The sequence below is a fragment of the Fusibacter sp. A1 genome, from assembly GCF_004125825.1.
Classification (GTDB): Bacteria; Bacillota; Clostridia; order Peptostreptococcales; family Acidaminobacteraceae; genus QQWI01.
Genome location: NZ_QQWI01000007.1, coordinates 155,983 through 182,378, shown reverse-complemented (window position 1 = coordinate 182,378; position 26,396 = coordinate 155,983). Strand labels below are relative to the sequence as shown.

The 26,396-nt window shown below is 41.1% G+C and carries 27 protein-coding genes; 17 read left to right on the top strand and 10 right to left on the bottom strand.

Annotation, left to right across the window (positions count from 1 at the left end; all coding sequences use genetic code 11):
- Positions 1–4: 4 nt before the first annotated feature.
- The 6 genes from DWB64_RS11845 to DWB64_RS11820 all read left to right on the top strand — a co-directional run bounded on the left by DWB64_RS11845 (position 5) and on the right by DWB64_RS11820 (position 6,642).
- Positions 5–1,015, top strand: coding sequence for an NAD(P)/FAD-dependent oxidoreductase (locus DWB64_RS11845; RefSeq protein WP_243118978.1), 1,011 nt, complete (start codon positions 5–7; stop codon positions 1,013–1,015).
- Positions 1,012–1,365, top strand: coding sequence for a DUF1667 domain-containing protein (locus DWB64_RS11840; protein ID WP_129488456.1), 354 nt, complete (start codon positions 1,012–1,014; stop codon positions 1,363–1,365). Before DWB64_RS11845 ends, DWB64_RS11840 begins: the two co-directional genes overlap by 4 nt.
- 1 nt (position 1,366) lies before the next feature.
- Positions 1,367–2,938 carry an FGGY-family carbohydrate kinase gene (locus DWB64_RS11835; RefSeq protein WP_129488455.1) on the top strand — a complete coding sequence of 524 codons (1,572 nt, stop codon included), beginning with the start codon at positions 1,367–1,369 and terminating at the stop codon, positions 2,936–2,938.
- The gene (locus DWB64_RS11830) at positions 2,922–4,649 is read left to right on the top strand and encodes an FAD-binding oxidoreductase (protein ID WP_206736674.1); all 1,728 of its coding nucleotides are present in this window, start codon (positions 2,922–2,924) and stop codon (positions 4,647–4,649) included. The genes DWB64_RS11835 and DWB64_RS11830 overlap by 17 nt, the downstream gene beginning before the upstream one ends.
- A gap of 159 nt (positions 4,650–4,808) precedes the next feature.
- The gene (gene yedF, locus DWB64_RS11825; RefSeq protein ID WP_348983821.1) at positions 4,809–5,189 is read left to right on the top strand and encodes a sulfurtransferase-like selenium metabolism protein YedF; all 381 of its coding nucleotides are present in this window, start codon (positions 4,809–4,811) and stop codon (positions 5,187–5,189) included.
- Between the two features lie 139 nt (positions 5,190–5,328).
- The gene (locus DWB64_RS11820; RefSeq protein ID WP_164980382.1) at positions 5,329–6,642 is read left to right on the top strand and encodes an MFS transporter; all 1,314 of its coding nucleotides are present in this window, start codon (positions 5,329–5,331) and stop codon (positions 6,640–6,642) included.
- Between the two features lie 60 nt (positions 6,643–6,702).
- Here DWB64_RS11820 and DWB64_RS11815 read toward each other — a convergent pair whose 3' ends face one another.
- Together DWB64_RS11815 and DWB64_RS11810 are read right to left on the bottom strand one after the other, a co-directional pair.
- Positions 6,703–8,307, bottom strand: a complete 1,605-nt coding sequence (locus tag DWB64_RS11815) for an ABC transporter permease (RefSeq protein WP_129488451.1) — start codon at positions 8,305–8,307, stop codon at positions 6,703–6,705.
- On the bottom strand, positions 8,300–9,202 hold the full coding sequence (locus tag DWB64_RS11810; protein ID WP_305775278.1) for an ABC transporter ATP-binding protein: 903 nt from the start codon (positions 9,200–9,202) through the stop codon (positions 8,300–8,302). Before DWB64_RS11810 ends, DWB64_RS11815 begins: the two co-directional genes overlap by 8 nt.
- 251 nt (positions 9,203–9,453) lie before the next feature.
- Between DWB64_RS11810 and DWB64_RS11805 the strand changes: the two genes are divergently transcribed.
- Positions 9,454–11,130: an HD-GYP domain-containing protein gene (locus tag DWB64_RS11805; protein WP_164980381.1), complete on the top strand. Its 1,677-nt coding sequence runs from the start codon at positions 9,454–9,456 to the stop codon at positions 11,128–11,130.
- A 95-nt stretch (positions 11,131–11,225) separates the two neighbouring features.
- On the opposite strand, the gene DWB64_RS11800 is transcribed toward DWB64_RS11805, so the two are convergent.
- The gene (locus DWB64_RS11800) at positions 11,226–11,885 is read right to left on the bottom strand and encodes a pentapeptide repeat-containing protein (protein ID WP_129488448.1); all 660 of its coding nucleotides are present in this window, start codon (positions 11,883–11,885) and stop codon (positions 11,226–11,228) included.
- Between the two features lie 206 nt (positions 11,886–12,091).
- Here DWB64_RS11800 and DWB64_RS11795 point away from each other — a divergent pair, with 206 nt between their 5' ends.
- Complete coding sequence (locus tag DWB64_RS11795; protein WP_129488447.1) at positions 12,092–12,439, top strand: RidA family protein; 348 nt, start codon at positions 12,092–12,094, stop codon at positions 12,437–12,439.
- A 58-nt stretch (positions 12,440–12,497) separates the two neighbouring features.
- Here the strand turns inward: DWB64_RS11795 and DWB64_RS11790 are convergent, their stop codons facing one another.
- Positions 12,498–13,166 (bottom strand): YkgJ family cysteine cluster protein, encoded by a 669-nt coding sequence (locus DWB64_RS11790; protein WP_129488446.1) that lies wholly within the window; start codon positions 13,164–13,166, stop codon positions 12,498–12,500.
- Positions 13,167–13,392: 226 nt separating this feature from the next.
- Here DWB64_RS11790 and DWB64_RS11785 point away from each other — a divergent pair, with 226 nt between their 5' ends.
- From DWB64_RS11785 to DWB64_RS11760, 6 genes are all read left to right on the top strand, one after another.
- Entirely contained in the window at positions 13,393–14,313 is a 921-nt protein-coding gene (locus DWB64_RS11785) for a hypothetical protein (protein WP_129488445.1), read from the top strand.
- A 69-nt stretch (positions 14,314–14,382) separates the two neighbouring features.
- Entirely contained in the window at positions 14,383–15,126 is a 744-nt protein-coding gene (locus DWB64_RS11780; RefSeq protein ID WP_129488444.1) for an ABC transporter ATP-binding protein, read from the top strand.
- Positions 15,113–15,853, top strand: a complete 741-nt coding sequence (locus DWB64_RS11775) for an ABC transporter permease (RefSeq protein WP_129488443.1) — start codon at positions 15,113–15,115, stop codon at positions 15,851–15,853. The genes DWB64_RS11780 and DWB64_RS11775 overlap by 14 nt, the downstream gene beginning before the upstream one ends.
- Positions 15,838–17,340, top strand: a complete 1,503-nt coding sequence (locus tag DWB64_RS11770) for a HAMP domain-containing sensor histidine kinase (protein ID WP_129488442.1) — start codon at positions 15,838–15,840, stop codon at positions 17,338–17,340. The genes DWB64_RS11775 and DWB64_RS11770 overlap by 16 nt, the downstream gene beginning before the upstream one ends.
- Entirely contained in the window at positions 17,333–18,028 is a 696-nt protein-coding gene (locus DWB64_RS11765) for a response regulator transcription factor (protein WP_129488441.1), read from the top strand. Before DWB64_RS11770 ends, DWB64_RS11765 begins: the two co-directional genes overlap by 8 nt.
- 154 nt (positions 18,029–18,182) lie before the next feature.
- Positions 18,183–18,584 (top strand): bis(5'-nucleosyl)-tetraphosphatase, encoded by a 402-nt coding sequence (locus tag DWB64_RS11760; protein ID WP_129488440.1) that lies wholly within the window; start codon positions 18,183–18,185, stop codon positions 18,582–18,584.
- A 72-nt stretch (positions 18,585–18,656) separates the two neighbouring features.
- Here DWB64_RS11760 and DWB64_RS11755 read toward each other — a convergent pair whose 3' ends face one another.
- Together DWB64_RS11755 and DWB64_RS11750 are read right to left on the bottom strand one after the other, a co-directional pair.
- Positions 18,657–19,211, bottom strand: a complete 555-nt coding sequence (locus tag DWB64_RS11755) for a class I SAM-dependent methyltransferase (protein ID WP_129488439.1) — start codon at positions 19,209–19,211, stop codon at positions 18,657–18,659.
- A 59-nt stretch (positions 19,212–19,270) separates the two neighbouring features.
- The gene (locus DWB64_RS11750) at positions 19,271–20,218 is read right to left on the bottom strand and encodes a helix-turn-helix domain-containing protein (RefSeq protein ID WP_129488438.1); all 948 of its coding nucleotides are present in this window, start codon (positions 20,216–20,218) and stop codon (positions 19,271–19,273) included.
- Between the two features lie 84 nt (positions 20,219–20,302).
- Here DWB64_RS11750 and DWB64_RS19275 point away from each other — a divergent pair, with 84 nt between their 5' ends.
- The gene (locus DWB64_RS19275; protein WP_164980380.1) at positions 20,303–20,443 is read left to right on the top strand and encodes a hypothetical protein; all 141 of its coding nucleotides are present in this window, start codon (positions 20,303–20,305) and stop codon (positions 20,441–20,443) included.
- 231 nt (positions 20,444–20,674) lie between these two features.
- On the opposite strand, the gene DWB64_RS11745 is transcribed toward DWB64_RS19275, so the two are convergent.
- Positions 20,675–22,111 (bottom strand): MFS transporter, encoded by a 1,437-nt coding sequence (locus tag DWB64_RS11745; RefSeq protein ID WP_129488437.1) that lies wholly within the window; start codon positions 22,109–22,111, stop codon positions 20,675–20,677.
- Positions 22,112–22,286: 175 nt separating this feature from the next.
- Between DWB64_RS11745 and DWB64_RS11740 the strand changes: the two genes are divergently transcribed.
- Complete coding sequence (locus DWB64_RS11740) at positions 22,287–23,279, top strand: hypothetical protein (protein WP_129488436.1); 993 nt, start codon at positions 22,287–22,289, stop codon at positions 23,277–23,279.
- A gap of 227 nt (positions 23,280–23,506) precedes the next feature.
- Here the strand turns inward: DWB64_RS11740 and DWB64_RS11735 are convergent, their stop codons facing one another.
- The 3 genes from DWB64_RS11735 to DWB64_RS11725 all read right to left on the bottom strand — a co-directional run bounded on the left by DWB64_RS11735 (position 23,507) and on the right by DWB64_RS11725 (position 25,149).
- The gene (locus tag DWB64_RS11735; protein WP_129488435.1) at positions 23,507–23,806 is read right to left on the bottom strand and encodes a hypothetical protein; all 300 of its coding nucleotides are present in this window, start codon (positions 23,804–23,806) and stop codon (positions 23,507–23,509) included.
- Positions 23,807–23,928: 122 nt separating this feature from the next.
- Entirely contained in the window at positions 23,929–24,708 is a 780-nt protein-coding gene (locus DWB64_RS11730) for a glucosaminidase domain-containing protein (protein WP_129488434.1), read from the bottom strand.
- A gap of 42 nt (positions 24,709–24,750) precedes the next feature.
- Complete coding sequence (locus DWB64_RS11725) at positions 24,751–25,149, bottom strand: hypothetical protein (RefSeq protein ID WP_129488433.1); 399 nt, start codon at positions 25,147–25,149, stop codon at positions 24,751–24,753.
- Between the two features lie 189 nt (positions 25,150–25,338).
- On the opposite strand from DWB64_RS11725, the gene DWB64_RS11720 reads away from it, so the two are divergent.
- Complete coding sequence (locus tag DWB64_RS11720; protein WP_129488432.1) at positions 25,339–26,196, top strand: class I SAM-dependent methyltransferase; 858 nt, start codon at positions 25,339–25,341, stop codon at positions 26,194–26,196.
- Positions 26,197–26,396: the final 200 nt, after the last annotated feature.

The following is a 26,396-nucleotide window of genomic DNA, read 5'->3' as shown; positions in this document are numbered from 1 at the left end:
CCCCTTGAAAAAAATAGTGGACTGCATGGTCATAGGCGGTGGTCCAGCAGGAATCGCCGCGGCACTTGAAATCGATAAAGCTGGTGGATCTGTGGTCTTGCTTGAAAGGGAAGGGAGGCTCGGAGGCATTTTAAAACAATGCATTCATGACGGCTTTGGTCTTGAGAAGTTTGAAAGACAGTTGAGCGGTCCCGAATACGCCCAAGTCTATCTGGACCGGTTGGACAAGAGCAGGATCGATGTGCATCTGAAAACGTTCGTTACCGGTTTAGAAAAAACAGATAGCGGATTTAAGGCGGTTATTGTCGACCGTCAGCACGGGATGAGTGAAATACGCTCAAAAACCGTTGTACTTGCCACAGGATGCCGAGAGAGAACCGGAAAGCAGATTTTCATAAACGGTGAGAGACCATCAGGCGTGTATACAGCGGGCACGGCACAGTACCTGGTCAATATCGACGGAGTGCTTCCTTGCGAGAGATGTGTGATACTGGGTAGCGGTGATATCGGTCTGATCATGGCCCGTAGGCTAACCCTTGAGGGAGCTCAAGTAGTCGGTGTTTTTGAAGCTAAAGCCGAGCCGTCAGGTCTTAAACGGAATATTCAGCAGTGTCTCAATGACTTTGACATCCCCCTCAACTTGTCCAAAACAGTGACCAGACTTGCTGGAAACAAACGCCTTACCGGAGTTTATGTAGCGGACCTAGACGAGCAGGGAAAGGTGGATTCTGAGACGGAGCAATTTATAGCATGTGATGGACTGATATTGTCTGTAGGGCTTATTCCTGAAAATGAGATTGCTGAGAAACTCGGTATCCAACTAGATGCGACAACCAAGGGGCCGATCGTTGACAAACAGATGATGACCTCTGTAGAAGGGGTGTTCTGTTGTGGCAACGCTCTTCATGTGTTCGACCTTGTGGATCACGTGTCAGACAGTGGAGAGATAGCCGGCAGTGCCGCGTTAAGTTATATTTTGCTGTCAAAGGACGAAAGCCAGGGGGGAAGAACATGAATGTTATTTGCGTGCTTTGTCCGAAAGGATGCCTTTTATCCGTTAATCTTTCGAACGAGATTCTAAGCGTGAGTGGTCATAGCTGTGTGAAAGGGTTGGACTTTGCAAAGGAGGAATACTATCATCCCGTCAGGATGCTGACAACGACGTTAAAAACAGATGCTCTGAATATTCCAAGAGTTCCTGTCAGAACGACAAGGAGCATACCCAAGGAGTCGATGATGGCTGTGATGGAATACCTTAAGACGGTGACGGTACATATTCCGGTGACTTGCGGGGATGTTATTTTGAAAGACGTTCTTGGATTGGGTGCCGACATCATTGCGACTCAAAGCCTGAAAGGGGATTGACATGGAAACGAATGTGATTTCTATCGACTGTGGAACTCAAAGTGTCAGAGCCCTTTTATTTGACGAATATGGTCGGATGATACATAAGACAAAACGGGAGTTTGAGCCCTATTTCAGTTCGAAACCTGGTTATGCCGAGCAGCATCCTGAAGTTTATTTTGAAACTATCTGTGCCTGTCTAAAAGAGATGAGCGATCAGCAGCCTGAAAAATCAGCTAAGGTGAAAGGCCTTTGTCTGACGTCACTTAGGGATACTGGTGTGTTTTTGAACCATAAGCTTGATGTGGTTAGACCGAGCATGCTCTGGCTTGACCAGCGCACCGCCGAGTGTAAAAAACCGCTCAATCTGAAAGATAGGACTATGCTAAGGGCCGTGGGTATGACAAGAGCGATAGAAACCACACGCAAGCTTTGCAAAGTGAACTGGTTGAAGGAGAATGAACCTGAGAACTGGGACAAGACCAAGCATTATGTGCTGTTGCCTGCTTATCTTCAGTACCGCCTGACCGGCAGACTCATCGATTCGATTGGCAATCAAATTGGACATGTGCCCTTCAACTATAAGACGCAGGACTGGCCGAAGAATGAAAACGACTACCGCTACGAGGTATTCGGAATAGAAAGGTCGAAACTTTATAAGTTCAACAAACCGGGTGAGCTGGTTGGAGAACTGCTTGAGTCTGTGGCGGCGATGACGGGACTGTCAAAGAACATAAAAGTCATCAGCGGGGCTTCTGATAAGGGTTGCGAGACGTTAGGCGTCGGCTGTGTTTCGCCAAAATCAGTAAGTCTGAGTTTTGGTACGACAGCGACAATTCAGACGACTTCGAAACGGTACTTTGAACCTCTGCTCTTCATGCCTGCGTATCCAGCTGCCATACCGGACTATTATAATCCAGAGGTGCAGGTCTTTAGAGGGTACTGGATGATCAGATGGTTTAAACAGGAATTTGCCAGTAGGGAGCAGCATGAAGCTCTTGAGATGGGAATCGCACCTGAAGAGCTTTTGAACAGATGTCTCCAGACTGTACCGGCAGGGTCTGACGGTCTGATCTTGCAGCCGTATTGGACACCGGGACTTAAACATCCAGATGCAAAGGGTTCGATTATCGGATTTAGCGATTGTCATACGCGTGCCCATCTCTACCGGGCCATCATCGAGGGGATCAACTATGGCTTGATGGATGGACTTAGAAAAATTCAGAAGAAGTCAAAGCAGAGTGTCAAAAGAATCATGGTGAGCGGTGGTGGTTCTCAGTGCGACGAAATTTGTCAGATTACCGCCAATATGTTCAATTTACCCGTTTACAAAGGGGAGACCTACGAAGCCGCAGGACTTGGCGCGGCGATCATCGCCTTTGTGGGGATTGGTGTCTATAAGGATTTTGAAACAGCGGTGAAGCACATGGTAAGGCACACCAAGGAGTTCACTCCCGAGAAGGCGAGCGCCATGCTCTATAAAAGAATTTACGAACGTATCTATGTGAACATCTTTTCGAGTCTAAATCACCTTTATGCAGACTTGAATCAAATACTTTCAGATGAGGGGGAAAAATATGAAGAAGAACAATGATTCATTTTATCCGCAGTGGTGCGAGGAAGCACCGCCAAGCGGGTCATATCGGTCGATACTCAAATGGGGGGATCCTGATGTCTTCAAGCATCCGAACCGAAGGCTCTACGAGCTTATGAAATCAACATTCGACATGACTGATGAGGACTTTAAAGCAAAGCAATTCGAAGGACTGGATGAAGTTAGTTTTGACAGACCCATCACTCTCACAGAGGCAGATATCAGAGCGCTTACTGAAATTGTCGGAGAAGAAAACATTAAACTTGATGATTATTCGAGGCTGCAGCTGGCCTACGGAAAAACGATGATCGACTTGATGCGACTTCGTCAGGGAATCGTTGAAAATATTCCGGATGCGGTCTTGCATCCGAGAAGTAAAGAGGATATACAAAGGATTGTATCCTACTGTGATGTTCATACTATTCCTGTTTATATCTATGGAGGCGGTTCGTCTGTGACCAGAGGGACAGAATGTATGAAAAGTGGTGTATCGCTTGATATGAGAGTGCATATGAAGCGTGTGGTACAATTTAATGAAAATAATCAGACCATCACTGTCGAAGCGGGAATGAGCGGTCCTGACCTAGAAAAGACGCTGAATGACGCCGTGCGGCTATTTGGTGCCAAACGGGCCTATACATGCGGACATTTTCCTCAATCCTTCGAATACTCCGTAGTCGGTGGCTGGGTGGTCACCCGCGGCGCTGGTCAAAATTCGACGTATTACGGCAACATCGCAGACATGGTCATCTGTCAGGAATATGTCACACCTAGAGGACAGATCAAAACAAAAGAATATCCAGCCATGGCGACCGGTCCCTCCATCGACCATATCATGATTGGCAGTGAGGGTGCATACGGCGTACTGGTGGAATGTACCCTGAAGGTATTCAGACATATGCCAGAAAATCAAAGACGCTTCAGTTATATTTTTAAGAACTGGGATGATGCGAGGGAAGCTGCAAGAGAAATCATGCAGGGGCAGTTTGGATTTCCGTCGGTATTCAGACTATCTGACCCTGAAGAAACAGATGTGATGCTAAAGCTCTACGGAGTGGAAGAAACTGCGATTGGCAAGTTCATGGAGCTAAAGGGGTATAAGCAGGGTGAGAGATGCTTGTTTCTGGGTTTCACAGATGGCGAGAAGGATTTTACGAAAAATGTGAAGCGTAAATTGCACAAAGTCTGTAAGACATATGGCGCGCAATATTTGACAGGCATTCCGACTAAAAACTGGGAGCACGGACGATTTAAAGATCCTTATATGAGAGAGGACCTTCAGGACTTCGGAATAATGACCGATACGCTCGAATGCTCGGTGACATGGGATACCATGGCTGATGTTCATCAAGGGGTCAGAGCCTACTGCAAGAGTAGGCCTAATACGATCTGCATGACGCATATGTCCCATGTCTATCCGCAAGGCGCCAACCTTTATTTTATCTTTATTGCAAAAATGAACGACATCGATACTTATCAGGAGTATCAGGCGGGAATACTTGACAACATTCAAAAATACGGTGCATCCATGAGCCATCATCACGGAATCGGTAAGATGACCGCGCCCTGGCTAGAGGACCAGATCGGTACTAACCAACTCGAAGTATTCAGAGCGATCAAGCGGCATTTGGATCCCAATAACATCATGAATCCAGGTGGAACTCTGGCTCTTGACCTAGAACCTGAAGCAAAAAGGATTACTAAATACTAACAAGGTTCTTGATTCAATAGGTTAAAATTTTGTGTAGAGCTTTGATGAGTTCAAGATAGATAATCGAATATGTTACATTTACTTTAAACTCCACAATCATGTGGAGTTTTTTACTATAATAGATTAGTAAAGTTTTACAATCTTTAACTTAATGAAACGATACAGTGTTTCTGCAAGAATGACATAGACGAGAATGGAGAAGATATGAATAAAGTTTGGATTATCAATCGATCGGCAATGGGTGAAGGAGATAGGGAACTGGGTGAGACCTTGATGCGGGCCTTTTTAAACAAGTTACGTGCTAGAGACGAGGTTCCAGCCGCGATGCTTTTTTATAATGAAGGTGTCAAACTGTTAACGACGGGTTCTTATGTTCTTGACGCGTTTGACGCGCTTGAACAAAAAGGAGTTCAACTGCTTGCTTGTGGAACATGCCTCAATTATTACGGCTTGAGTGATACGCTCAGGATCGGTCAGGTATCAAATATGGAAGAAATAGTGGACTACATGCATCGGGCGGATCAGGTGATCACGCTTTAACATAATTACGCAAGTTTGTTTATAAAATTTTATTACCAAGTGAAGATTATAAGTCTGTGTTATCCTTAGGATGCACAAGAACGTAATGGAAGTGTTCGAATTTTGTGGACGCTTCTTTTCATTTTTAAGGAGCAGACAGATGTTTAAAAAAGTTAGTAATGTATTTACCCAATATAGGGGACTGTCAAGATCGATCTATATCATCTTCATTGCAAGAACAATAACAAACATGGGTGCGTTCATCTGGCCGATGCTAACGTTTATCATGAGCGGTAAGATGGGGTTTAGCAATACCACAATCGGTATCATATCAGCGGCTACAGGGTTATTGTTTTTACCAGCGTCTATACTAGGTGGAAAATTAGCAGATAAGTTTGATAAGAAGAAGATTATCATCCTTTTTGATACACTCAGTACAATCGCCTTTATCTCATGCGCGTTTTTGGAGCCTGGCATTCCCATGCTTGCGCTCTTTACACTTGCGGGCTTGTTTGCAACGATGGAATGGCCGGCGTTTGATGCGCTGTTTATCGAAGCGTCTAAGCCAAATGAACGTGAAAAGGTCTTTTCACTGACCTATCTAGGCATGAACTTAGGACTAGTCTTCGGTGCCGCTATCGGCGGTTTCTTATATAAGGACCACCTGAGTCTCGCTTTCATAATTGATGGAATCACGACGTTTTCTTCAACGATATTGATCGTACTGTTTGTCAAAAGTGTAAAGGTGGAAAGCCTTGAAGCACATGAGGTGAACGAGTATGAAAATGAAGAAGAGCACCATGTCAGCACCTTCAAGGTCTTATGGGACAGGAAATCAGTCCTTGTGATGGTCTTGGTATTCTCCTTCGCTTCGTTTATCTATGAGCAGTGGTCGTTTTCGCTGCCGCTTTATATGGGGCATCTCTTCGGTGATGGAGCCGGGGCGAAGATGTATGGAATCATCATGTCGTTCAACGGATTTATTGTGATCGCATTCACACCGGTGCTTACCGCTGTCTTGTCAAAGCTTAAGGAGCTCCCTAAGGTGATGATCGGTATCGGACTGTATTCCTTAAGCTTTTTGATGATCTTGAACACCCCAGCCAGATATGTGTTTTTCATCATGATCTTCTTCTTTACGATCGGTGAGATAGTGAACACATTAGGTTCGAATCCCTTTATCAGCAGAAGGGTGCCGGCCTCTCATAGGGGAAGGGTATCGAGCTATTTGGGTATCGGCTACATGGTCGGTGGAATGGGTGGCAGGCTGGTTGCGGGAGTGATGAACGATCTTCTGGGCTACGACTTCACCTTCACGATTGTCGCTGGAGTGGGTATGGTATGTCTTGTCATCGTGCTTCTCAATTATCGGTTGGATAAGAAGAAGTTTCCTAAATTGTATGATAAATCATTAAATAGTGTGGAAGAAGAATCGAAGTCGGATTCATTGAACGTCTCAGAACATGCGATTTGAAACTAAAAGGAAAGAACACATCAAGCTAGTCTGATGTGTTCTTTTGGTTTTCATAAGATGTTATCCATCCAAATCACGCGTTCGATAGGTTACGGCGCCTAAGGTGATCAAAAGTATTGCAAGGATCATCAATAAGGCGCTGCTTGCAAGTGAATAGTCTTCGACAGGGATCTTAGGGACGTGGGCGAATGGTGAAAGTTTCACCATCCAGCCTGGAACCTGGAAGATGCCTTCAAAATAGACCGCTCCAAAGGAAAACCCTAGATAGACCCATGTCAACTTTATGACTCTCGGTAGCGTACCCAGTAAAAGAACTGAGAGTCCTATGAAAATCCAAACGGCTGGCAAGTAGGCGAGCGACCCTCTCATCATGGTTGAAAAACTTAGGGGTGAGGTGGAAACGCTCGACCCAACACTGTAAAGACCATAGGTTCCAAAGAAGGACATGATTAGCGATACGACAACTGCGAGTGTCACATAACTGAATAGTATTCTAAACCTTGAAACGGATCGGCCCAGCAGGTGTTCGATATGGTTGTGCTTTTCTTCGCTTCTGAGCTTCATGAGGATATGCGCGGTCGGTATGGTGCTAGCCATGGAGATGACGACGATCAGAAGTACGACAAATCGATCGACCATCGTACCGGTACCACCTACCGCTTTAATAAGATTTTGATAAAGTTCATTGCCTGTGAAGAAACTTTCGATATCGCCTAGAACAGACCCGTAAGAAGCGCCGAGCATCATCATGGCGACAGCCCACCAGAGTATGGTCATCCTTTCAGTGCGCCATGCTAGGCTGAATATTCCGCGAAGAAAGACTGATGCGGTTTTTCTTCCCGGTTTATCGGGAACAAAGGATGCTTCAAGGTCTCTAATGTCATTCAATCTGAACGCAAGATAGGCTAGGACCGCTGAGATCACCAAGATCACCAGTATCGGCCACCACTGGTTGGCGGTGTAAGGTTTTGTCCTAAGTATCAGTCCAAGCGGTACGGATAAAGATAGACCTTCACTGCTGACATCGCCATAAGCTCTTAGCATGTACATAAGACCCAAAAATCCAAAAGCATATCTTAGTGTGCTTCTTGAAGATTGGGTCAGTTGTGCGAATACACCTGTTGCAGTAGCAAAGAATAGACCGATTGTTCCTAGAGATGCTCCATAGAGCAAGGAACCGTTCAAATCCAAGAAGTCTGTTCCTGCAAAGGTAAGGGAAATCCCAATAAACAGTGCTAACATCAGATTGACTATCGAATAGACAAGTAAGGTAGAAGCAAGTATTGCGGATTTGCTGACAGGTAAAGCGCGAATCACTTCGTGACGTCCTTCTTCCTCGTCCTTTCTTGTATGGCGGGTCACAAGTAAAATGTTCATCGTCGCAACTGCCAGCATAGTTAAAAGTTGCATCTCAGCGCTATAGATGGCGCCTAAACTATGTTGACTTGCATCGCCGTAGTAGGGACCCAACATAGCTACAATTCCAGGGTTGTCAAGGGCTTCGGCTATCGCCGCAGTATCTGAATCGGAAGGATACAGTGTAGGAAAGAAGAGAGCGACATAAAGTGACATCAGGGTTAAAAGTGTTATCCAAATAATGATTCTTGTGCGATCTCTTCTGATGATGAACCTTGTCAATGTTCGTGTACCAGAACTGTTACTCATGCTTCTTTTTACCTCCGTTCGAATAGTGATGTATGAAGAGGTCTTCGAGCGTAGGAGGCATGCTTTCGAAGTTGAGGATACCGTACTCGTTGAATTGATTCATGATGGAGGCGATATGCCTTGCCTCAGTCTGAAACTTATAGAGGTTGTCCTTCACAGTCAAATCGTAGACACCCTCGAAACCTTCCACATTTGAAACAGGCGAAAGGGTTTCGATCACTACCTGATTCCTCATCAGATGCCTTAGTTCTTTAAGGGAGCCGGTTTCGATGAGGTGACCTTCTCTGATGATACTGACCCTATCACATAACTGTTCGACTTCTGAGAGGATATGACTTGACAGGAATACGGTTTTGCCAGCTGCTTTGAGTTCTTTGATGTAGGCTTGGAATACGCGTTCCATTAGCGGATCAAGACCTGATGTCGGTTCGTCTAGCAGATACAGGTCTGCATCAACTGATAGCGCAGAAACCAAGGCGACCTTTTGACGGTTGCCTTTTGAATAGGAGCGGCACTTTTTCGACGGATCGAGGTCGAACCGTTCTATCATCTCATCCCGTCTATTTTTGTTTTGTGAACCCCTTAACTTGGCAAATAAATCGATGACTTCTCCACCTGTCAGGTTGGACCAGAGAGAGACTTCTCCTGGTACGAATGCTATCTGTTTATGGATAGCTACAGCCTCTTTCCAGGCATCCTTACCAAACACATTGATCTTACCTTCATTTGGCTTTAGTATACCCAGTATGGACCTAATCGTGGTTGTTTTTCCTGCACCATTTGGTCCGATAAAACCAAAAACCTCGCCTTCATTTACTTGCAGACTGATCTGATTAAGTGCTGTTACCTTTCCAAACTTTTTCGTCAGATTGTCGACTTGAATGATACCCATTATAGACCTCCCAATCCGTTGTACCGCTATGTTGCGATACTAAGCGCTCTAGCATGTGAAAGACAGTTTGCTATTGATGAGATACCCCATAATCAGCAGATTAACTATTTACTTACAAAACAGGGTGGGACAACGGCTGATGATTTGTAAACCCTAATATATTAGTGATTCAAATGGATGTTTGTGATATATGATTATAGTGTATTTAAGGAAAAATATAGGATGTATATGACATGATTGATGGAGGATTCACATTGAATAACAATATGTTCTTAGGAGCTTACTTTGATATCACTGCATTTTTCGATACTTTTTTTTGTTCACTGAGTGGGAGTGAACATATTAAAGATGTCAATATCGCATTTTTTGACTCTAACTTTGAACGGATCAGTTATCAGTATGGAGAAAGCAAATTGATGCCTGATTTTATTGGAGACATAAAAAAAGTCAGGGACAAAGCGGAACTTGTGAAAACAGAATCATTTACAGATGTTTTTAGAATGCTGGATGTGAATGAAAATAGAGAGCCGCTAGAGAGAGTACTTCTTTTTGTAAAGAATCCCTTATATAAAGAGGCATTATATATCTGTTCTATACGGATTGAATATCTCTCAGACCAACCGGTTTTAGAAGAGCTCAATTACAATCATTTTGAACAGTTCTGCTATAATATGCAGTCTGTGATCTTGAATTATGACAAACTGTTTCTCATTGTTGATTCTTATTCGGAGATGCTTAGTGCAAAAGACCATCTGATGCCCTATCACTTAACCAATGTGGCCAACTGGTGTGTCAGAATTTCTGAAAAGATCGAACTGTCGACAATTGAAAGAAATGTTCTTTATATTTCCGCACTGCTTCATGATATAGGCAAATTGTTCGTGCCGGATTATGTTCTCAATAAGGTTGAACCACTGACACATGATGAGTATTACAGGATCAAGCGCCACCCGATAAAAAGCGAAGAACTTGTGAAAGGTTCCTTTTATGGAATGAGCCTATATAAGGATATACCCCTGATTGTTCGTTCACACCACGAACATTATGACGGGAAAGGGTATCCTGACGGACTTAAAGAAGAAGAAATTCCGTTCTTAAGTAGGATATTGACCATCGGTGACGGTATTGACGCGATGCTAAGCAAGCGGGTCTATAAAGAAGCGCTTGAAATGCACGATGTCATTAAAGAAATAAAGAAATGTTCTGGTACTCAATATGATCCACTGCTCGCAGAAGTGGCAGTAGAGGTATTGGAAGAGTTTTCTAACAGTAAAAAGTTTTTAGAGTTATCTAGAACAAAATTCATCTCAAATGCTTCCATCTGTTTTTACTACGAAAACTACTATCGACTTGTTTCGTTTAAAGGCAATTTGATACTTGATGAGGAAAACGGAACGTTGCAGATCCATGATCATGACCCTATCGTAGGAAAACTCGACATAAGCAAAATGTATCGCGCGACGATTAGTTTTTTTGAGAGTATGGAGTTCTATGAGTTGACTACCGATATCGAGCGATTTGGAGACCAAAAATTCTATTTGACCAACCTTAAAAATCTTCCAACGGATAAGTATTTCTCGCTCAATTGGTCAGGTAAAATCACGATGACTGATGAACAAAATAAGGCTAGCATTGTCGATGTCATAAAACTAGGAGGAAACTCAATTGTTTTTGAGGCTGAACGAGTACGACACTCAGAGCTGGACAGCTTATTTAATGGATGCCTAAATTTAAAACTTTCTCTTGATGAAAAATCTGACGAGAGGGACGTAAAGCTTAAAGCGAGAGTCCTTAAACATTATCAACTGAACAATAAGGAAATTTTTGTAGCAAAGTTCGTCGATGTCTGTTCATCGGATAGGGATTTGATACTCAGGATGCTCTTTAGAAAGCAAATGGAAAATGTGAATTCGATGAAACGTAGGACGTGATTTTCTTAAGCCAACAGGATTCGGCTCGCCAGTTTAACATTTTGAAGAACATAAAAAAATGCAGATTCAGATATGCGCTGAACCTGCATTTTTACTTAAATTAGACCTTCAATTCTATATTGCTCTAATAGACCGATCAAGAAGCTAAGTGTTCCGAAGTCCTTATCTACGTTGTTTTTCAACTGAGTAAGTCCTTTAATCAAAGATTCCTCACTGAAGTTTTCGAGTAAGATCATCACACTGATCGGATTGATATCACCTGTTTTAGTGTCCAATACACGAGCATATTTGATAAACTCGTTATTCATACTCGAACGAATCGCTCTTTCAAGTCGGTCACTGATTTCTAGTGCAGGTGGAGTCTTGTAAATTCTGAGACCAGGTGCGTTTTCATCAAAGTTTCTAGCATTTGTAAAATCAGTGTTAATGAAAATGACATTGTCGAATGAAGCTCTTTCGAAGTTTGTACCTGTAAGATTTGCAGAATCAAAGATCACATTTTTAAATTTTGCATCGACAAAGCGACTGTTTTTAAGATTAGTGGCAACAAATTCAGTTGCTGTGAACGTACATTCAAAAAAGTTACATGCTTTGAACTGAGCGCCTCTAAAACTAGCATGGCTAAAGTCTGAGCATGAGAAGTCGCTGTTATAGCAGTTGCTTCTTCTTAAGTCCTTATTCACAAAGTCTGATTTTTGCTTTTTTCGATTGCTGTAGTTTATTTGATCGTTTTCTCTTTTAGTCGTTGTAGTCATTCGTACCTCCGTAAGAAACATGGTTTGTTTCTGTTGATTTCTATTGATTAATTGTTATTTCAGTAAATAGTGCACGTGTCCCTTAGAATATCATGTAGTAGAGGGAATTGCAATGTTATTTGAAAGGCTAACTGTATCATACCGAATTGATTTATGCGTAAATCTTCTATATACTTGATTTGAACAATACATAGGGAGGACATTTAATGGATATTCAAAGATTTGAAGGAACGGGAAGAATGAGCAGGGCAGTCATTCACAATGGCACAATCTATTTATGTGGGCAGACATGTGGTGATGCGGTGGACGTAAAAGAACAAACTAAAATCTGTCTTGAAAAGGTGGAAGCGCTACTTAATAAATACGGGTCGGATAAGCGTCATATCCTATCGACGACGATTTACCTTAAAGACATCGCCTTATTCAGTCAAATGAATGAAGTTTGGGATGCTTGGGTAGAAGACGGCTTTGAACCTGCAAGAGCGTGTGTGGAAGCTAAAATGGCTAGAGAGGATATCTTAGTCGAATTATCTGTCATTGCGGCAGTGAAGTAAATCCAATTATTTAAACCCCAGATCAACCTTCTTATAAGCGATCTGGGGTTTATTGATTTTAGATAATTCCAAGTCTTTCTTTCGCGATTGGAAGCTGCTTGTAAAACACTGAATAAAAGTCACTCTCTTCAGTAACCTGTATACGATAGAACATGTCCAGCAAATAGTCGTTGACTTCTCTAAGCTCCTCATCCGTATGGATAAACTTGACTCTGAATCTAAGCGCTTTAATCAGGCGGTACCACTCAAGGATAAAGTCCTTGTTTTTTGAGTAATCGGCGATGCCGATCCACTTTTTCACTTTTACTTTAGCTAGCTTTGGCTTGGTACAAGCGCCAACTTGTAAAAAGAAGCTAAAATCGTCATTTTCATAGACTCTCCCTAAAGGGAAGAGACGGCATATATCTGGTCGATGCGCGTGCACAGTGCATCGATCTTCTTCATTTAAAAAGCTGCATCTTTCGGATTCGCCCTTCATTGCAAGGTGGGGCATTGTAAGTTTGTTTTCCTCTACCAAAGTCAGATGATCCACGAGCAGCTCGTCAAAGGTCTGGTTCAAATGAGCTCGTAGCGTATACACGTCAAAAGGATTCAACACCACAAAGTCCCCAACTCCATGGCAACAGGCGCTGCACCCATCGCAACCCTGGGCATCCGCCTTGACCATATCATTTAGTTCATATATCTTTCCGTCTGAAATGTTTTCAAGCGTGACATTCGATTTCATAATATACCTTTCTGATTTTAAATTTATCGATAACAGATGTGCTTATTTTAATCATAGAAGGGCATGTTGTCAATGTTCAATAAATCACTAGCAAGATCAATATAATATTGACCTTGCTTTTTTATTTTATAAAACTTTTAGATTTGCGTTAGTTCTGTTTTACATCTTGCGCGTATTATTAAACCATCGACAGGAATAAATAAGAACTAACAAAGGAGAATACAAAATGAAAAGAAAAACAATGATGATAACAACGGCACTTGCAGCAGTACTGGTTCTCGCTTTAGTGGCATATGCGGGAACACCGGCAAATGCGGGGTATGAGGCTTTTAAAGAATTAATGAAAACCCATTCTGAAAATGAAATGAATCAGGGAACGGTCAGTGGCAACCTAACGATTGTGGATAATGGTGAAACCCTAGTCAGCATCACAGGAAGCGCCATAGGAGATCACGATAGCGAAACCATGCAAGCGGACATACAACTTGTGACTGGTGAGTTAAACAAACAACTTTCCGTTTACGGTATGGATAACCTCATTTACATCTATGATGTTGAAAATAACGACATCTATGTCGGACAGGATGATCATACAAGAGAAAGCAGACGAGAAAAAAAGTTCGACAAAGACGACGGTGATTTTTCTGAAAACGGCGAAGCGTTACTTGACTACTTTGTAGGCGATATGGCAAATGATTTCACCTTGGTAAAGGATTCTGACGGATCGATGGATATCAGCTTTGAACTCACTAAATCAGAGATGCCTGCGATTATCAACCTGATGGCATCTGCAAAGTCGGATGACCAGTTCGAAAATCATGAATCATTTGAAAGTGATGTCGATCTAAGCGCATATCCTCTCTGGAACGAACTGAAAAACGCACATATTGAAAAAACAGAGCTTGTCGACCAGGTTGAAGTCGAATACATCAACATCACCTTCGACAGAGATACACAAAACGAACTTGTAGGTATCGCATTTGAAGTGACTGTTTCAGGTCTTGACGAAAACCAGAAAGCGCATGTCATGACAGTATCAGGAGCAGTGGCATTTGATAGCGCAAGTGATGTAATCATCACACCGATCACACTTGAAGGAAAAAACGTTTATGAACTTCCACAAGAGTTGATGAACGACGAGATGTAATTAAAAAGTGCGACCTGCAGTCGGGATCATTGGGGCTGCAGGTCGATTTGATACTAGAAAGGAGCTAAGATGGCTATTTTAAATGTACAAGGACTGACAAAAAAGTACACAGAGACGTCCGGCATAGTTGATTTTGACTTATCGGTCGATAAGGGTGATATTATTTTGCTGCTTGGTCCGAACGGTGCGGGAAAAACGACAACCTTTAAGAGCATATTGGGTTTAATTGAAGCATCCTCTATACAACTCGATTTACTTGGTTATTCTATGGAGACGGATCGGGTAAAAGCCTTACACCATATCGGAGCGATGGTCTCTAAGCCGGCATTTTATGACTACCTGACAGGTGAGCAAACGCTCGTGATGCTTAAAGGGATCTATAAGCATGTGACAAATGAGAGAATCAATCAGATTTTTAAGGATGTGGGACTTTCAGACGCTAAGGGAAAAAAAGTGGGAACCTACTCAAGTGGTATGAAGCAACGTTTAGATCTTGCGAGAGCGCTTGTACATTCGCCCAACCTGCTGCTTTTAGATGAACCCTTTAGCGGTATGGATATCGAAGCAAAACATGAACTGAAACATTATTTGAAGAAACTGCAAACCGAATACCAGATTGGACAAGTCATTTCTAGCCATATGGTCGGCGATTTGGAAAGCTTTGCAAATAAGGTGGTTATCCTTTATGAAGGGTTCACGCTATTTTCTGGCGACATGAAGGACGTTAAGGCATCAGGTTTAACTTTAGAAGAGTTCTATCTCAATAGGATTGATTTGTATAAACAGAAGGAGGTTCACCATGAATGTGCTTAGTATTGAACTTATGAAATTATATAAACGGAAAAGCACGAGGGTACTTCTGGGTGTGTACGCAGTGATGATGCTGCTTGTTTCTGTCATGTACTTGCTGGGTGAAACCAGATTTGGGCTAAGCATCTTCAACGAGGGACAGTTTATCACAGCATCTTTGGGGCTGATGATGGCATTTATTCTTCCCTTTATCACACTTATGGTGACGAGTACTTCTTTCGCACTCGATTTTAGCACAGGGACAATCAAAAACATGTTCTTACTGCCGGTAGAGAAGAAAGATGTGTTCATCGGAAAACTGCTTGCGATTCAAAGTCTAATCGGCGCGTTACTTGCCATTCAACTGGTATTCACTACCTTGTTAGGTCTTGTGCTTGATGGCGGATTTGCACTTGGAGTGTTTGGTAGCGGCTTAGTGGCTTATCTTGGTGCATTTATAGTGCTTGGGCTTGTCAGCCTGATCGCGGCGACTTTGTCACTACTAGTAAAATCTACGGGAATCACGGTTCTTATCAGCTATATCGGTTACATGGCTTTTGGCGTGATCACAATTTACTTGCCAAGGCTGCAGAGCATTTCATTACCTAAGTTGATCGGTAGCTACGAAGGACTTTTGACAAGCAACGGGGTCGCTCTATTGTTACCTATCGCTTCATACTATATACTGTTTAGTATAGTCGGAATGTTACTCTTTGATAAAAAGGAAGCGGTCGTATGTCAATACGAATAAAACTAATTTTAACCTATGCTATTCTAGTCATGATCAGCGTCTTTGTGCTGGTCTTTTCTGGTATTGCCATCGTGTCATCAGTGGTTCAGACAGTGGCTGAAACGGTCATTGAAGAAAATGATATTCACACCGTAGTCACTCAGACCATTGATCTTCTCGCGGAGCTCAAGCAGGCGCAAGACTATGAACCGCACAAGTTGACGGATCCAGATCAGATCAGGACGCTTAGTGAGCGAACGGACTTTTACAACGGTGGGCTTGTTGTACGTTACGGCGACCGGATGATGAACTACAGCGATCTTCCAAGGGACGAGCGCTTTTACAGTTATCTTGTGCCTACTCCAATCGGTGAGGAAAGTGATGTGAAAGGGCCAAGTGAGGAAGAACATTTTATAGATTTTGGTAGTGAAAAATATTTTTATATTGACTATACCTTCGAACTTGAAGGGGAGGATGTCGTCTACTTCTTTGTCATCGACATGACGAAAAGCACAAAACTTAGGTCCACCACAGGTAAAAAGATTCTTCAGATGATCTTGGTCATTTTACTGATTATCATCACACCGCTTTTATTCATTATTTCTAACGATATCATAAAGCCTATCAGAACACTCGAAGAGGGTGTAAGGCATATCAAAAACGGCAATCTGGACTTTAAGCTTAAGAGCAGCAACAACAATGAAATTGGCAGGGTGATCAGGTATTTTGACGTAATGAGGGCAGAACTGAAAAGTTCGATCGACAAACAAGTACGTTTTGAAGAAAACAGAAAGCATCTGATATCAAGTATCAGCCACGACCTTAAAACTCCGATCACCTCAATTAAAGGATATGTCGAAGGAATCAAAGACGGCGTCGCCAATACACCGGAAAAGACCGAAAAATATCTGGATGTCATCTATCAAAAGAGCAAAGACATGGACCAGTTGATCGACGATCTGTTCTTATTCTCTAAACTCGATTTAAACAAGCTTCCTTATGAAATGGAGGAAGTGCCGATGAAAGCCTATCTCGAAACGATCATCAATGAGATGAAGCTTGACTGGGAATCCGATGTGAGGACACTTGATCTGATGATCGATGAAAGACTTGATGATCAAAAGTTCACCATAGATCAGCAAAAAATGAAAAGGGTGATCGTCAACATCCTTCAAAACAGCATGAAATACATGGATAAGGAAAAAGAAGCCATTAAAGTCCATGTGAATGATAATGAAGAATATGTTCAACTCGTATTCGCGGACAACGGAATGGGTATCGATGAGGAGCATTTAGGTGAAATCTTTGAAAGGTTCTACAGAGTCGAAGAATCAAGAAACCTAGATGCTGGTGGAACAGGCCTCGGTCTAGCAATCGCAAAGCAAGTAGTTGAGCAGCATGGTGGTTTCATTACTGTAACCAGCGAGGCCGGTGTAGGAACAAAGATGATTGTCAATCTATTAAAGAGCAAAGAAAACTTGGTATTAGGGGAGAACATAGATGGGTAAGCGAGTTCTGATCATAGAAGATGATGTCGCCATTGCGGAACTTGAAAGGGATTACCTCGAAATTGAGGGATTCGCTGTGGATATTGCAGGAACTGGGGTCATGGGACTGGAGAAATTTGAAAAGTGCACGTATGATTTTATCGTGCTCGATTTGATGCTCCCTGGTGTCAATGGATTTGAGATTTGCAAAAAAATCAGGGAAAGCAGCAATATCCCTATTTTGATGGTATCTGCAAAACGAGAAGACATCGATAAAATAAGAGGACTTGGACTTGGAGCAAACGACTACATGACAAAACCCTTCAGCCCAAGCGAGTTGGTCGCTAGGGTCAAGGCGCATCTAAGCATGTACGAAAGACTGATCGGCGCTAAGGAAGTAAAGCAGGAGCTTTCGGTCAGAAACCTAAGGATTCAACCAAGTGCCAGAAGGGTCTATCTAGGTGAAAAAGAGATCACACTCACCACGACAGAATATGACCTGCTTTACTTCTTGATGACCAACCCGGATCAGGTGTTTTCAAAAGAAGTACTGTTAGACCGCATCTGGGGAATCGACTACTTTGGCGACGGAGCGACTGTCACAGTCCATATAGGAAAGCTACGCGACAAGATCGACAAGCCCAACAAAGGAAAATCCAGCCCCTTCATCGAAACGGTGTGGGGGGCGGGTTACAGGTTCAACATGTGACTTTTATATTACATTTACCTATAAATGCCATCAGTGATGGCATTTTTTATTATAATGAATGATGTTTCTTATTACAGGTTCTACCAAACAAAGTAAAATAATAAGCTGAATCGAGTGAAACCATCAAGCAATTGCAAGTAAAGGAGAATGATTCATGAATTACGAAAAATCATGTGGTGCAATTATTTTTCATCAGATGAATGATGCTAAAAATATTTTACTCATTAAAAACAGAGACGGCAAACATTGGGGATTCCCAAAAGGACATGTAGAAGCGTCAGAGACGGAACACGAAACAGCGATTCGCGAGGTTTTTGAAGAGGTCGGACTCTCCATCGAAATTAAAAGCGATTTTAGATACGGCTTTTCCTACCAAGTGAACGAAACCACCGAAAAGGAAGTTATCTATTTCTTAGCGGAATCGACTTCTGACAAGGTACAAGTCCAGTATGAGGAAGTCGAGGAGTTTAAGTGGTGTACTTTTGAACACGCAGCTAGGTTGATCACCTATGAGGACGATCTTAAGGTACTGATTCAATCGCAGAAATATATTTGAGTTAAAAAACCTAAATTAAAGCATAAGAGAAGCCGTCACCTTTAGTAATGTGACGGCATATTGCATGATAATTCACTTTTGACCTATAACCAGATAAAAATTATCTTTAATCGCGTATTCGGTGATCTTAGATAAACCTAATGTTTCAAAGAGTGTTATAAGCTCTTTGGCTGCGATACGCTTTTCATAGGGTGGACCAAAACTGGATTCTATCTTTTTAAAATCTAAAAATGCGATTCTACCACCTTTTTTCAACTTGTGAACCGCTTTTTTAGAAAAGTCTAGAATATCTTCTAGCTCATGGGCTACAGTAGCAGTGAAAAACAGGTCGAGTGAATCAGCATCAAGAGACTCGTTGAAATCGCCCAAGTGGGGAATTAGATTTATCTGAGTGCTTATTCTACGATTTAGCTCATCGATCATAATTGGGCTTATATCTATGGCGTGGACCCTTTCAACTATTTCTGAAAATGGAAAGGCAAAATATCCAACCCCGCATCCCACATCGGCAACTACCATTTGACTATTAAGTTGAAGTTGCTCGCAAACCAACTCAGGTGGCATTGATTCTCTTCGTGCTGGACTATCAAGTTTTTTAAATTGTTTGTGATCAAAAATATGCGACATAGGATCCTCTTTCTTATTTTTGTGTCAAATGGTAGCTGATACGATTTGAAACATTTAGTTTAGCAGTGGCAGTTGAAGCAATGGCCTAAATCGATTTTATACTGTTTTTTGATGATGTGGCATGTCTGTTTTCTCTTTTCACCTGATTCGTGCATAAGTACGGTTAAGAAAAGCGGCTTATATAGCGGATTGTCCAATTTGAAGAGCGCAACTGCTTTTCGCTTGTAAAGTTCATTGGTCAGATCCGTTGAAAACGTCATCAGTTTGTTTTGCAAAATGTCGTCTATGGCTGTAATTACTTTTTCGTGTTCATCAAGCATGTGGTAAGCATATGCAAGGTTTAGTACCATTGTACCGATAAAGTTAATTTGGCGGGCGGTATGTGTCGGGTAGCGTAACAGCTTTTCAATCAAAGGAGTTAACAGATCGATGGTTTTGTCGTTGTTTCCATAGTCTCTGTATACGACTGATAAGCCAATCGCTATGGCAACTTCTAGGTTGAACAAGTATTCATCTGTAAGTAACCCTGTTCGAGAACTGTTCATCGAGACTAGTAAACTCTCAAAGTTAGTGATTTTGTTTTTAGGGAATCTATCGCTGCTGATCGTGAGACTTTTTATACTTTCTAAGTATTGTACATAGTAACGATATGCTTCTGAGTTATTCTCGCTACTGTGGTATGCGAGAACTTCAACTATAGAAGTCAATTCTTGTTTAAGCGCTTCAAAATTATTTTCGCGAGTATGTTTATTCACTCTTTTGATCAGATCATCAGAAAAGAAGCTGGTTGATTTACGAGTTTTTTCTAGCATGCTGATTAAATCATATTTATAAAGTACAGATAGCCTTTCAAGAGTTGAAATTCGTGGCTCTTGAATTCCATTTTCAATTCTTCTTAGTGTTTCCATTGAGACACCGATTTTTTTTTGCACATCATTTTGGGTTAAGTAGCAGTTCTTTCTGATCTCTGTAACAAGTCTTCCGTATTCCTTAAAGTTAATATCCATAGTAACCCCACGATTATTAGTGATTTTTATAGCATAATTTATTTTACACTATAATTAGGTACTTGAACATTAAGGAGGTATAAAATGAAAAAAAGTATTTCAGTATTAGTTTTAATGACGATTATCAGCTTGTTTCTATTTTCATCATTAGGATCAATGAATACTATTGAACTTGCTGGTGAAAAGGATTTTCCACCTTATATTGGAGACAGTATAGAGATTTGAGCTTGATACATCTTACTAATAAAAGAATAGTTGAGATGTATACTGAAAATCAAATAGAATGTAACGACGTTAAGAGTAGGATATTATTGTGATGACAATAATATCCTACTCTTAGTTTATTAATAGGTTATTTTTAATAGCTTAAGAGATAGGTGCTAGTTTCTTTAAAATGCTACTTTAGGTGAACTTATGAATTCTGTCTTTGACCATGACTAGAAAACAGTAGTCTGTTTAAATACGATCTTTGATATCACGCTGCATCTCGCTAACCCTATCTTCATTTAAGCTATAGTTTGAGTAGGCGAGGGTAGCAAGTATAAAAACAATAAGACTTCCTATGGATAGTAAGGCTCCCATCAGAAAATTGGTGGAGTTCAACTGAACACTCAACTCACCATCAAATTTTATGATGTCGATAAAAAATCCAAGCAAGAAGATAGCAAGTGACTGAGAAATCTTATATCCGAAGTTGAGCATTCCATAGTAGAGGCCCTCATTTCGATGGGTGGTATGATACTCCTGCTTATCTACAATGTCTGCGACCATGGATAGTGGTAATGAAAACAGCCCGCTTGTTCCAAAACCGATGACAACAGCATAAATCAAAAGATACTGGTAATGCTCTGCTACCTGTGAGCGCATTACCACAAAGCCCAAAAGAAGAAGACAGGCTGCCATCGATATTTTTAGTCCGACGATGACGGTTCGTTTTTTATCCTTTTTTTTTGCCACAGCAATCCAATAAGGCTGACTTATGATACTTATAAAAAATTGGGTTCCAAACACGATGCCAATTTCATAGTTGTTCATTTCAAAAGTGTAAGTAAACGTATGTAGACCTACCACACTAATGATTGCGGAAGCCAAATTTGTGAGTAGATAACCTAAAAAAACATCTCTGAAATCTCGATCGCTTAAACTATACTTTGATTTGTCCCAAAATGATTTGAAACTCATAGATTCATCATCAGATTTTGAGGATGTTCCGCTATCGATATAACGTCGTGTACTAAGATAGGTCCATGCAGCTGTCAGTATCATGATGAGTGACGATGTGTATGCGATATTTCTGTATGCTAGTGGATTAAGCTGTCCTAGTGGAAAATCAGGGGTCGGTCTGAAAAAGAAGAACATGCATACGGCTGTTACTATCACAAATGCGCTCAAAAAATACATTGTCTTGATAGCTTGAATTTTTGAACGTTCATGGTAATCGCTGCTCATCTCAGCGCCTAAGGCATTGTAGGGGGTGATATAGATTGTAATAAATGTTTTTATTAATACAATACTCACCAAAAGTCCATAAAACTTTGCCAAGGTGGTACTGTTACTATTAATCTGCCACAGGTATAAGTTAGATACAGCAATGCCCAGCCCACCTATTATGATATACAGATGTCTTTTGCCGAATCGTGATTTCGTCTTGTCTGAAAGATAACCCATTACTGGATCACTCACTGCATCCCATACGACACTAATTGAAACGATAAATCCGACGAGGGATCCAGAAAGCAGTAAAAGTGCGGTCGCATAAAATACTAAATAAGATGTCATCATTTGTGTGATAAATCCATAACCAAAATAACCACTACCATAACCGATCATTTCGGAAAGGGTGGGGTTATTGTTTTTTTTACTGTTTTTTTGTGCGAAATTGTTTGATAGCATTCAATCACCTCTTTGTGTTGATACCCTTGTGTCTATTATGCAAGCAGAACTAAAATTTATTTAGCAAACTAATTTCTTGCTTAACTTTTGGGAATTTATACATATCTCTAGAAATGATTTGGTATAATACTAATAGTATCCAACTATATGTATACAATTGATAAAAGGAGGGCTTATGAAAGTCAGCAAACTCTTCAAATGGAGCTTTACGATCGCAGCATTGCTAGTTGGTCTTACGTATGTCAGTGGCGGGAGATTGGATAATGTCGTACTTTTACCTGATCAAGGAGCAAGTTGGTATTACTGGAAACTGCCTAGTCGTGATTTTGGTGTGATGATCTCCGCATGGGGATTCTATTTGACTCACCAACTGTTCATCTGGTGGGGGATATACAAAATGCAAACCGATAAGGAGTCACGTCCTAGAATGAACAAGGTCTTACTTATAGGAAATGGGGTTTTCATTTTACTTCATCTGATGCAGACCCATCTTTGGTATGATGGTCTGGCTCAAGACGTACCGGTCTTTACATCTCAGGGATCTGTCATAGGCATGCTCGTATTGATTCTTATTATGGAAATTCAAAGAAGAGGTATCTTATTTGGTAAACCGGTCACTGGTTTTCAGAGGATGAAATCATTTATTCTGAAATATCATGGCTATTACATAGCTTGGGCGATTACTTATACCTTTTGGTACCATCCTATGGTTAATACAAACGGTCACTTAGTAGGATTCTTCTATCTCTTTTTATTGTTTATCCAGAGTTCGATTGCTTACACTAAAATTCATACGAAGAGAAATTGGGTGTTTATTCTGGAAGTATTGGTACTTTTTCATGCTACAACAGTCGCAATCGGACAGGCGAATAACATGTGGCCGATGTTTGGCTTTGGTTTCGCCTTTATTGCTGTTTTTACACAGATTTATGGAGTTTTAAAAATAAAATGGCAAATACATGCGGTACAAGCATTATATATTTTTGGCGCGCTCATCGTCTTTGGAGGTGGGTTTGCTGAAAAGTCAATAGTCGACATTCATCAAATTACGTGGATTCCTGTAATTGAATATGCACTTGTTTTTTCGATCCTTATTGTAGGAGAAGTGCTGCTTGCTGTTGCAAAGAAAATGAAACTTAAAAAAGTCCTCATAATCAAACATGAATAAAAATGAGGAAAATACTTTTTATGTTGTAGAACAGTTCAAATAGGTTTCTCAATGATGAAGAATCATCTTCCTGTATACCTTAGCATCTGATCCTTCAAAAGACATGCGTGATATCAGTTACATGTATTATAAAGAATCCTATTTCGGATTCCCTCTCAGAAATCCTCACCCAAATAAGGATTGTCAGTATATCATTACATTTGAGCATGTAGCGGTATATTAAATGATTATCCATAAGACACAAAGCCCCTCATCGGTGATGAGGGGTTGTAGATGTAAAACCCGCCCGGAAAATCATTCTCAACATCAAGCTCAAGTTCTTTGATCCGTTCTATGTCATGCAAACCCAAATATTCAATCTCGTCGATGACAAGCTCGTTATTTAAAATATCAAATCCGATAAGCATTCCAATGGTCTCTTTGTAGCTTGGTTTAGATCTAATATAGCATTCGACAAGAGTCCTAGAAATCAAATCATTTTTGTAGGTGTCGAGTTTGTCTGAAATTAAAGTTAAGCTGTTCTGCATTTAATGCCTTTAAATGATCCATGTCCTGTCGGTAATCATCCAGTTTGGCCTGTAAGCTGGATGCGACGATGAAGACACTTATGATTATTGCTGCGGCGAATACCAAGATGACTAACATAGGTCTATAGCGTCTCCAACTGGCGTTGTATTTTATCCATGATCAGTGCGATATTTGAGCTCCATAGGGTATTTGTCGCATAGTATCTGCTCATTCCAAGGAGTGTCGAACCGTATCTATTGCTATAGAACCTTCCACCTGGTGTGAGGTAATCCTCTTTGATCTTCGCGACCACAGCGTGTATACCTTCGTCTAAGGTGTCATACGAAAGCGCCTTACTTGGATCGCTGTCAATGGCACCGTATCCGAAATAATTATTTTTTGATTTAGCAAAGGAATAAGTGCCCCATTTTGATTCCTCGGCAGCGTGGGCGAGGATATAGAGCGAATTAACACCAAGTTCGACTTCGGCCTTAACTGCGGGTCCAATGAGCGTTTCCATATCGGTGTTGGCGAAAACGGTCATATAGTCGTCCACAGTATACCCGGATGGAATTGTCAGATCTAAGTTCAGATAGGACTTATAACTCCCTGATCTGGAGAGCTTGATAGTCTCTATTGTGCTGCTGAATCTTTCTCTGACCGCCTCTTCTTCAATAGCGATTTTCAGCTGTTCGGTAGCCGAAAGTAGACGTTCTCTTTTTAGATTGAAAGCACGTGAGAGTTCTTTGATCTGTTCATAACTGATAGTAATAGGTTCAGGTCTTTGTAATACTTTAGCCTCGATTCTAGAACTTTGAGAGACCGTATGTATACCGTTTAACATTAACAAGACAAGGAACAGTTGAATGAATAGGATCAATTTGATTAGTTTAGGTATTGTTTTAGGTTTTATCAGATGCATAGAAATTACCACCTCTATCACAGCAATTCCAACCAGCTCAAGTTAATTCTTGAGTGTGTTCAATGTACTGTTTATTTGTTCGGATAGATGTTCAAGTGCCGTGTTGACCTCGACTTCCAGTTCAGCGACATACAGATGATATGTATTCAGCTGGTTGGTCTGTTCGGCGAGTTGAGACTGAAGATCAGCTATTTGGAGCTCTTTTTCTCTGATGGCGCTCTGGTAATCGTCGATAGCGGCTTCTTGCATGCGAACCGCTTTCATACTCATCAGTGCGAGTACGAAGATAAGTATCATCAGCACTGCGAGTGCGGCTATTTTACTCCAATCGAGCTTTATACTTTCGTCTTCTAAAAGAACGTGGATCGATGGGAGTTTTACCGATTTTCGGCGTGATTTGTATGTATAGTAGTGATGTTGATTAATCTTTAGTGTTTGCATAGGGATCCTCCTTGTTGAAAGTTCCTTTATCTTATACCATATTATTAATTGAATAAGCAGAGAATTTATGGGTTTAATGAGACATTTATGGATGTATGGGCGCAAACGGCTATAATCAAACAACTTCATGCAATTATTGCTGATTTGAAGTAGAATGATAGTGTAAGAAAGTAAACTGGGGAGATAAGAATGGATATTTTAAAGTTAAACGGCATATTAAAAGAAAATGAAAATCCCGAACTATTTGAAAACGGAAAGACGCAGGAAGCGTTTTGGGATAATGAGCATATATCGAAGATGATGTTGATGGCACATCTAAATCCAAACTGGGATGCTGCGAGTAGAAAGCCTGCGACAATTGATGCTACATGTAACTGGATCATATCGACGCTTAATCTGAAAAGCCGCCAAAGGCTACTTGATTTAGGTTGCGGTCCTGGTCTTTATAGTTCTCGATTCTGTGAACACGGCTTAATGGTGACTGGCATCGATTATTCAAAGAGGTCGCTTGCATATGCTAGGGAACAGGCAAAGAAAAACCGACACTCGATAGAATACATTGATATGAATTATCTGGAGATTGATTATGATAAATCTTTTGACACGGCAGTTCTTATTTATTGCGACTTTGGAGTATTATCCAGTAAGAGCAGAAAAGAACTCTTGCAAAGGATTCACCGGTCATTGAAGCCTGGAGGATATTTTGTATTTGATGTTTGGTCAACAAACTACAAGGAACTGACTGCGGAGTATAAGAACTGGTTTGTCCATGAGAAACAAGGGTTTTGGAAACCGTATCCGCATCTTGAACTGGTCACTAAAAGCTATGACAAGGACAGTGAAGTTTCACTTAAGCAGCATATCATTCTGCAGGAAGAAACACCGATTAATGTCTATAACTTGTGGGAACAGTGCTATAGCGTAGGTTCAATCACAAAGCTGCTCAAGGAAAACGGATTTGAGGTGCTAAAAACGGTAGCCGATCTGACTGGTTCCGAGTATCATATAGACTCAGATTTAATCGGAATCATCGCAAGAAAAATCTAAATAGCCATTATTTTAAAGTTCTCTATGTAGGTTTAAGAGTAAAACTCAGAACCCTATATAGGGGACTTTTGATTTTTTGATTTCATGAAAATAACCTTTTCCTAGTGCTATGATGTTAAACTATCAATCGTTTTCCTTATTTCTGGAAACGCTATCACAGAATTTTCTGAAAACTAAGTGGTAGAATGGTCTTCAACGAT